The organism is Staphylococcus sp. HMSC14C01 (assembly GCF_001808085.1).
GTDB lineage: Bacteria > Bacillota > Bacilli > Staphylococcales > Staphylococcaceae > Staphylococcus > Staphylococcus hominis.
Genome location: NZ_KV792009.1, coordinates 22,920 through 30,724, shown reverse-complemented (window position 1 = coordinate 30,724; position 7,805 = coordinate 22,920). Strand labels below are relative to the sequence as shown.

6 protein-coding genes are annotated in these 7,805 nt (G+C 30.4%); 5 read left to right on the top strand and 1 reads right to left on the bottom strand.

What is annotated here, in order from left to right; all coding sequences use genetic code 11:
- From HMPREF3131_RS11425 to HMPREF3131_RS00235, 4 genes are all read left to right on the top strand, one after another.
- The coding region (locus tag HMPREF3131_RS11425) for a hypothetical protein (protein ID WP_256262185.1) at nt 1-535 on the top strand (535 nt) is incomplete at its 5' end.
- A gap of 221 nt (nt 536-756) precedes the next feature.
- On the top strand, nt 757-1,848 hold the full coding sequence (locus tag HMPREF3131_RS00245) for a bifunctional 3-deoxy-7-phosphoheptulonate synthase/chorismate mutase (protein WP_049379592.1): 1,092 nt from the start codon (nt 757-759) through the stop codon (nt 1,846-1,848).
- Between the two features lie 262 nt (nt 1,849-2,110).
- On the top strand, nt 2,111-3,100 hold the full coding sequence (gene ccpA / locus HMPREF3131_RS00240; RefSeq protein WP_017176097.1) for a catabolite control protein A: 990 nt from the start codon (nt 2,111-2,113) through the stop codon (nt 3,098-3,100).
- 250 nt (nt 3,101-3,350) lie between these two features.
- Complete coding sequence (locus HMPREF3131_RS00235) at nt 3,351-5,018, top strand: formate--tetrahydrofolate ligase (RefSeq protein WP_019835462.1); 1,668 nt, start codon at nt 3,351-3,353, stop codon at nt 5,016-5,018.
- 270 nt (nt 5,019-5,288) lie between these two features.
- Here HMPREF3131_RS00235 and HMPREF3131_RS00230 read toward each other — a convergent pair whose 3' ends face one another.
- Nucleotides 5,289-6,176, bottom strand: a complete 888-nt coding sequence (locus tag HMPREF3131_RS00230; protein ID WP_061544503.1) for a transglycosylase domain-containing protein — start codon at nt 6,174-6,176, stop codon at nt 5,289-5,291.
- 346 nt (nt 6,177-6,522) lie between these two features.
- Here HMPREF3131_RS00230 and tyrS point away from each other — a divergent pair, with 346 nt between their 5' ends.
- A complete protein-coding gene (gene tyrS / locus HMPREF3131_RS00225; RefSeq protein WP_002487995.1) occupies nt 6,523-7,785 on the top strand; it encodes a tyrosine--tRNA ligase in 1,263 nt (420 codons plus the stop codon).
- The last annotated feature ends 20 nt before the right edge of the window (nt 7,786-7,805 follow it).

Genomic DNA, 7,805 nt, shown 5'->3' with positions numbered 1-7,805 from the left:
ACAAGAAGAAACAGATGCACTTGCAGCACAACATCGTGCAATTCAAAATGAATCAGCAATAAATCAATTATCTAATCCAGCAAGAAGTCATCAAACTCAAAACAGCGAAAATGAGTCACAAGCTTCTAAAATTGCATCGGCAGCTAGAACTAAGCAAACTAAGTTAAAAGATAATAAAGATGTAGCAAGTAATACTCGAAAATTATTTGAGGAGGCACCAATAACATCCTCTAAATATGATAAAGTGCCTAATTTGATAACTAAAAATCATAAGTCATTTAATGAAGATGAAGAAATAACAAAAAATAAACAAAATCACCATGATGCTAAATTTGAAAAAGGAGTTATTACTCACCAACATCAACCATCTCAATCAAATTCAACTCAAAAAAATAAAAACCATAATCAAAAACGTAAAAATCAGAATCGCAAAAATCAGAATCGCAAAAATCAAAATAAAAACAAAACGCCAAAGCAACAACAAAGAGCTGAAAAAGCAAATAGTAAAATAGAAAAACGTACATTTAATGATTAATCTTTTTAAAAGAGCAGTGTAATATTTTACATTGCTCTTTTAATTCTTTATATAGTATTATTAATTATATTAATTTTAATAATTCAGAAATATCAGAAAATTTATTTGATTTATAGTTGAATATTTTTAATGTAATTGTTAGAATACTATCTAAATACAATTATTTTACCGCTTTAAAGTAATATAATTCAGTATAGTAAAATTTATTGAGGTGAGTATGAATGTCTACAAAGTTAGAACAATATAGGGAAGAGATAATTTCAATTAATAATCAAATTCTAGACTTATTATCAAAAAGAGGGGAATTAGCCCAAAAAATAGGAGAAGAAAAAATTAAGCAAGGTACTAAAGTTTATGACCCTCAACGAGAAAAAGAAATGATTAATGAATTAATGGATCGTAATAACGGACCATTTAATGATAATGTAATTAAACAATTGTTTAAAGAAATCTTTAAAGCGTCTACTGATTTACAAAAATCAGAAAATGAAAAACACTTATATGTTTCAAGAAAATTAAAACCGGAAGATACAATTGTAAAATTTGATAACGGTGGAGTTATTGGTGATGGAAATAAATCATTTGTATTTGGTCCATGTTCTGTTGAATCTCAAGAACAAGTTGATGCAGTAGCTCGTGATTTACAAGCCAAAGGTGAGAAATTCATTAGAGGCGGTGCATTTAAACCAAGAACATCACCATACGATTTCCAAGGATTAGGAATTGAAGGGCTTAAAATATTGAAAAATGTTAAAGATAAATTCAATCTTAATGTTGTTAGTGAAATTGTAAATCCAGCTGATTTCGAAATTGCTGATGAATACTTAGATGTCTTCCAAATTGGTGCAAGAAATATGCAAAATTTTGAATTACTTAAAGAAGCTGGACGTACAAATAAGCCAATCTTATTAAAACGTGGTTTATCAGCTACTATTGAGGAATTTACATTTGCAGCTGAATACATTGCTTCTCAAGGTAATAAAAATATTATTCTATGTGAACGTGGTATTCGTACTTATGAAAAAGCTACTCGTAATACACTTGATATTTCTGCCGTACCTATCTTAAAACAAGGTACTCACTTACCAGTAATGGTAGATGTTACACATAGTACAGGACGTAAGGATATTATGTTACCGACTGCAAAAGCAGCACTTGCAGTGGGTGCAGACGGAGTAATGGCAGAAGTACATCCAGATCCATCAGTAGCTTTAAGTGATAGTGGTCAACAAATGGATTTAAATGAATTTGATAAATTTTATAATGAATTAAAGCCATTAGCTGACATGTACAATTCTAAACAACTTAAATAAAACATCATACTTTAATTTACTAGCTATTCATTTTACTAAAATATAGGGCAATATAGAAAGTTTTATATTTAACTTCTATATTGTTCTTTTTTAGTTAAAACGAATAGTTTTATTTTGATTTTATTAAATCTATTAACTAAAATTTGACACAATTGTGAATATAAGTCTTATATATTTGACACATAACCAATTTATGATAAACTTTGAAAATGAAATGAAAACACGTTATAATAATAAATGAAACGCTTACAAGGAGGAAATTATGACGGTAACTATATATGATGTAGCTAGAGAAGCTCGTGTATCTATGGCAACTGTATCACGAGTAGTTAATGGCAATCAAAACGTAAAACCAGAAACACGTAAAAAAGTAAATGATGTTATTCAAAGATTAAATTATAGACCAAATGCTGTTGCAAGAGGACTAGCTAGTAAACGTACAACTACAGTAGGCGTTATTATACCAGATATCTCTAATATTTATTATTCTCAACTTGCTAGAGGTATTGAAGATATTGCAACAATGTATAAGTATCACTCTATCATTTCTAATTCAGATAATGATTCAGAAAAAGAAAAAGAAATTTTTAATAATTTGTTAAGTAAACAAGTAGATGGCATTATCTTTTTAGGTGGTACAATTTCTGATGAAATCAAAGATTTAATTAATCATTCTTCAGTTCCAGTTGTAGTATCTGGCACAAATGGTAAAGATGACAATATCGCATCTGTTAATATCGATTTTGCTAAAGCTGCCAGAGAAGTTACAGAACAACTTATTAAAACAGGCGCAAAAGATTTTGTACTTGTAAGTGGAGATTATTCTAAAAAGGCTCAAGAAGATGTACTAAGTGGTTTGAAAGATGCTTTAAACAAACATCAATTAAAGTTAAATAACACTATAGAATTATCAGGTTCAGAAAGCTATAAAGACGGAGTGAATGTTTTTGAAAAATTAAAAAATAATTTACCTGATGCTATATTATCTATTAGTGATGAACAAGCAATTGGTATTTTGCATAGTGCTCTTGATGCTGGAATAAAAGTTCCAGAAGAACTACAAATCGTTAGTTTTAATAATACGCGTTTGGTAGAAATGGTTAGACCTAAACTATCTAGTGTCATTCAACCATTGTATGACATCGGAGCAGTAGGTATGCGTCTTCTTACTAAATTTATGAATGAAGAAGACATTGCAGAACCTAATGTAGTTTTGCCACATAGAATTGAATATCGAAATACTACTAAATAAAGTAATGTAGAAAAAAGGATAAAATGAATAATTTTATCCTTTTTTAATATATAAGTTACTATAATATAATTATGTAAACCTTTTAATATTACTAAATTTATTTTTAAGGAAATTAAATATTTTTGTAAACGCTATCAAGTATTCGACATATATTTGTTTGTTAGTTATTATAAAGTAGTAAGATGATTTGGTAGTTATTTCTAAATATCTTATTACATAAAATTTATTTTAAACAAGGGGTTGAAATAATTTGGCACATTTATCAGATTTAGATATTGCTAATCAATCAGAATTAAAACCAATTGGAGACATTGCAAAAAAAGCAGGAATACCTGAACATGCTTTAGAGCAATATGGACACTACAAAGCTAAAATTGATATTAATCAAGTTCAATCAAAAGAAGAAAAAGGTAAAGTTGTCTTAGTAACTGCAATGAGCCCTACACCAGCTGGTGAAGGTAAATCAACTGTAACAGTAGGCTTAGCTGATGCTTTTAATGAGTTAAATAAAAATGTAATGGTTGCTTTACGTGAACCTGCTTTAGGGCCAACTTTCGGAATTAAAGGTGGCGCCACTGGTGGGGGATATGCGCAGGTTTTACCTATGGAAGATATTAATTTACACTTTAACGGCGATTTCCATGCAATTACAACAGCGAATAATGCATTATCAGCATTTATAGACAATCACATTCATCAAGGTAATGATTTAGCAATTGATGTACGTCGTGTTGAATGGAAACGTGTACTTGATATGAATGATCGTGCATTACGTAATGTCATTGTTGGGTTAGGTGGACCAACTAACGGTGTTCCACGTGAAGATGGTTTCAATATCACTGTAGCATCTGAAATAATGGCGATTTTATGTTTAGCTCGTAATATTAATGATTTAAAAGAAAAAATCAGTCGTATTACAGTTGGTTATACTCGTGAGCGTAAACCAATTACTGTTGCAGACTTAAAAGTTGAAGGCGCTCTTGCAATGATACTTAAAGATGCAATTAAACCTAATTTAGTACAAACTATTGAAGGAACACCAGCACTTGTACATGGTGGACCATTTGCTAATATAGCTCATGGTTGTAACTCGATTTTAGCAACTGAAACTGCACGTGATTTAGCAGATATTGTTGTTACAGAAGCAGGATTTGGTTCAGATTTAGGCGCTGAAAAATTTATAGACATCAAAGCACGTGAAGCGGGCTTTGAACCTTCTGCAGTTGTCCTAGTAGCTACTGTTCGTGCATTAAAAATGCATGGAGGCGTTGGTAAAGATAATCTAAAAGAAGAAAATGTTGAAGCAGTTAAAGCTGGTATTGTTAATTTAGAGCGTCATGTTAATAATATTAGAAAATTTGGAGTAGAACCTGTGGTTGCTTTAAATGCGTTTGTACATGATACTGAAGACGAAACTGAGGCAGTTAAAGCTTGGGCTAAAGAAAATAATGTACGAATTGCCTTAACAGAAGTATGGGAAAAAGGCGGTAAAGGTGGCGTTGATCTTGCTAATCAAGTTCTTGAAGTCATCGATCAACCACAAGAATTTAAATTCTTGTATGATTTAGATCAATCATTAGAAGAAAAAATTGAAACAATTGTAAAAGAAATCTATGGTGGTTCTTCAGTAACGTTCAGTAAAAAAGCAAAAAAACAATTAAAAGAATTTACCGACAATGGATGGGGCAAATATCCAATCTGTATGGCTAAAACACAATACTCATTTAGTGATGATGCAACCGCTTTAGGTGCACCAACTGATTTTGATATAACTATCAGAGAATTAGAAGCTAAAACAGGCGCTGGATTTATTGTTGCATTAACAGGGGCAATTATGACAATGCCGGGATTACCTAAAAAACCAGCGGCATTAAACATGGATGTCACTGATGAAGGTCATGCAGTAGGATTATTCTAATTTAGATTAAAGAAAAAGCGTTTGAGACATTTACTGTCTCAGACGTTTTTTTGTTTTACCAACAAATTTCATCATTTTGTTGGTAAAACTGCATGTGAAAAAACAAGCGATTTAGCGGCAAAACCAAGTAAAAAACGAATTTCAGGTAATTTAAATCATATATCGATATTTTGTGTTATTACTATCATATATTTATTTTAAAAGGTTCTTAAATTCAATACTCATAAATCATTTAAATTAATATATGTGCGATATAAGATATTGATTGATTCATTGAGGCTTAGTTAATAAATGATCATAAATAGTATATTGTTTTGCCTGTTGATATGTCTTTTTACTGATTACCCCTTCCACTAGCATTCGTTTTAATACATAATACTGACGGTCAATACTAATTTTAACTTCGTTATAAGACTTCAAATCACCATTATCTTCATACGGTGTATACGTATAAGGGCTTTGCAATAAGCCAACAAGATAAGCAGATTGTGCAACATTTAACTTGGAGGGGGGAACGTTAAATAAACTATAGGAAGCAGACGCAATTCCAGTTATATTTGCACCATTATAATCGCGTCCAAACGGTACAATATTTAAATATGTATAAATAATTTCATTTTTAGATAATATTTTTTCAAGACGCATCGCTAATATAATTTCATTTGCCTTACGACTATATGTTTTTTCATTTGATAAGACTTGATTCTTTATTAATTGTTGTGTAATTGTACTTCCGCCAGAACGAGAATTTAAACTTAAAACATCTTGTATCATTGCTCTTATTAACGCTTTTGGTAAAATTCCATCATGTTTAAAAAATAATGTGTCTTCAGAAGATATTAATGCTTTAATTACGTTTGAATTTACATGTTTTGGACCTACGATGAGAGAGTTTTGAGAATGATCATACTCAGTTAAAATATTTTTATCGTGATTCAAAATCTCATCACCTGAAAAGTGTAGTACGCGATGTTTTAATTCAGTATCACTTATATTTGAAGCTTCTTGAGTGAGATGATGAAAATAAGTGGCAGTACCAAGAACAATAAGTATAGAACCTAAAACTACAATACTCAAAAGGCCTACCATAATATGTTTTATAAATTTATAATTTTTTTCAAACGTTTTAAATTGAACCTCTTTAAATAATAATTTCATGGTAGTCCTCCTAAAATTTAAATACAGTATATCATATCTAGCATATTTGACTTTTAGAAGAGGTTTTTTTATAATTATTATCAATTCAATATGTATTGAATAAGAGGAGAAGTAATATATAAATTAACTTAACAGAGAGTTAGTGGATGCTGTGAACTAACATGTGTTTATATATGAATACACCTCATACTTATTTATTCAACGTTTATTAATGAGCGTATCATTAATAGAGTAAACAATTCTATTTGAATTGTTAAGTATGGTGGTAACGTGCATAAGCGCCCTTACATTGTTGTGAGGGTGCTTTTTTATTTAATAAAAATAAATTTTATAGGAGGATATAACTATGTCAAATGCATTACTAGAAGAATTACAATGGAGAGGTTTAATTTATCAACAAACTGATGAACAAGGTATTGAAGATTTATTAAATAAAGAACAAGTAACGTTGTATTGTGGTGCAGATCCAACTGCTGATAGTTTACATATTGGTCATCTTTTACCATTTATGACATTACGTCGATTCCAAGAACATGGTCATCGTCCAATAGTACTTATTGGTGGAGGCACTGGTATGATTGGAGACCCATCTGGTAAATCTGAAGAACGTGTATTACAAACTGAAGATCAAGTAGCAAAAAATGTTGAAGGCTTAAGCGCTCAAATGCATAAACTATTTGAATTTGGCACAGATAAAGGAGCCGTACTCGTTAATAATAGAGACTGGTTAAGTCAAATTTCACTAATAAGTTTCCTACGTGATTATGGTAAACATGTAGGTGTCAATTATATGCTAGGTAAAGATTCAATTCAATCACGATTAGAAAATGGAATTTCATATACAGAATTTACCTATACTATTTTACAAGCAATTGACTTTGGCCACTTAAATCGTGAACTTAATTGTAAAATTCAAGTTGGTGGTTCTGATCAATGGGGTAATATTACAAGTGGTATTGAGTTAATGCGACGTATGTATGGTCAAACAGAAGCTTATGGTTTAACTATTCCATTAGTGACAAAGTCTGATGGTAAAAAGTTTGGGAAATCAGAATCTGGAGCTGTTTGGTTAGATGCTGAAAAAACAACACCGTATGAATTTTATCAATTCTGGATTAATCAATCGGATGAAGATGTTATTAAATTCTTAAAATACTTTACATTCTTAAGTAAAGAAGATATTAATCGCCTTGAACAATCTAGAGATGAAGCACCACATTTACGAGAAGCTCAAAAAGCACTTGCTGAAAATGTAACAGAATTTATTCATGGTAAAGAAGCACTTGATGATGCAATTAGAATTTCAGAAGCATTATTTAAAGGTGATTTAAAATCTTTATCAATTAAAGATATCAAAGCAGGGTTTAAAGAAGTACCTCAAGTTGAAGTTTCTAAAGCAACAACTAACATTATTGATGTTTTAATTGAATCTGGAATTGCTTCCTCAAAACGACAAGCAAGAGAAGATGTAAACAATGGAGCAATTTATATTAATGGTGAAAGAGAACAGTCTGTTGATTACAACTTAACTGATGAAGATAAATTTGATAATGAATTTACAATTATTCGCCGTGGTAAGAAAAAATACTTCATGGTAAATTATAAATAATCTTATCTGAGAAGAATATA

Coding starts and splice junctions, on each gene's coding strand:
- HMPREF3131_RS00245 (WP_049379592.1), top strand. CDS start 757: ATGTCTACAAAGTTAGAACAATATAGGGAAGAGATAATTTCAATTAAT.
- tyrS (WP_002487995.1), top strand. CDS start 6,523: ATGTCAAATGCATTACTAGAAGAATTACAATGGAGAGGTTTAATTTAT.
- ccpA (WP_017176097.1), top strand. CDS start 2,111: ATGACGGTAACTATATATGATGTAGCTAGAGAAGCTCGTGTATCTATG.
- HMPREF3131_RS00230 (WP_061544503.1), bottom strand. CDS start 6,176: ATGAAATTATTATTTAAAGAGGTTCAATTTAAAACGTTTGAAAAAAAT.